Raw genomic sequence first — 793 nt, 5'->3', positions numbered from 1 at the left:
TCAGTTACAGCAGCATCAATTGCAGCGGTGTGGTCAGCAGCAAACGCAGTTGCCGAACCCATAACAGCCGAACCAAATGCAACAAACTTCACTGCTTTACTTTTTAATAAATTTTTCATTTTTAGTTTCCCTTTAGGAGTTATGTTTTGCCCATTACTCGGACGACACGACCGATACAATGAGCAGTTATAAAAGCGACAAATGCCGCAGAGTTAATTAGGCCGAAAGTGGCCAAGTCAAAAGCAAACAATTCATTAAGAACGTTTACTAATCCGTGTTGCTGTAGTTCTAGGAACTCAGCTTGTGTAACCATCACAAAGTCACAAACACCAGTAACGGCTTTTAAAGTTTGGTCGGGTTGGATAGCTACGCATTGAGACATTTTCTATTTCACCAATGAAACATCAGCAACAATATTGCGTGACATATTTCTAGGGTCTGGCTGTAAAACTAAATCAACTTCACAAATACCGTTTGCTTCAGTGATTTGTTTGAATTTGTTGTAAAGCGTTTGGTCTTCTGTCATTTCTACACTTTTAGGTTCAAAGCCACATTTTTGTATATTGTGGTCGCCTTGAATGTAATCTTGCTCTGGTACTAGGTACGAGATAGAAGAAAACGAGTAAGGTTTTGCCGCGCCTGATTTACTAGACACACCACGACCCATTGCCGCAGATAATAAAATTACTTTCATGTTAAAAACTCCATTTGGTTGGGTGGGGTAATTGTGGCTTCAATTATTGATTTGGGTATATCCCAAGGGTTTAAGCCTTTGGTTAATCGTTTAATAATT

At 39.2% G+C, this 793-nt stretch carries 2 protein-coding genes; both read right to left on the bottom strand.

Going from position 1 to position 793, the window contains the following annotated elements:
* Nucleotides 1–139: 139 nt before the first annotated feature.
* Nucleotides 140–382 carry a hypothetical protein gene (locus tag H5079_RS18140; protein WP_182684623.1) on the bottom strand — a complete coding sequence of 81 codons (243 nt, stop codon included), beginning with the start codon at nt 380–382 and terminating at the stop codon, nt 140–142.
* A gap of 3 nt (nt 383–385) precedes the next feature.
* A complete protein-coding gene (locus H5079_RS18135) occupies nt 386–694 on the bottom strand; it encodes a hypothetical protein (RefSeq protein WP_182684622.1) in 309 nt (102 codons plus the stop codon).
* Nucleotides 695–793: the final 99 nt, after the last annotated feature.

Origin of the sequence: Pseudoalteromonas sp. SG44-5 (assembly GCF_014164175.1) — a bacterium.
Taxonomy (GTDB): Bacteria; Pseudomonadota; Gammaproteobacteria; order Enterobacterales; family Alteromonadaceae; genus Pseudoalteromonas; species Pseudoalteromonas nigrifaciens.
This window is presented reverse-complemented; position numbering and strand designations above follow the sequence as displayed.

Excerpts from the sequence above, each read along its gene's own strand:
- H5079_RS18140 (WP_182684623.1), bottom strand. The coding sequence starts at position 382 with ATGTCTCAATGCGTAGCTATCCAACCCGACCAAACTTTAAAAGCCGTT.
- H5079_RS18135 (WP_182684622.1), bottom strand. The coding sequence starts at position 694 with ATGAAAGTAATTTTATTATCTGCGGCAATGGGTCGTGGTGTGTCTAGT.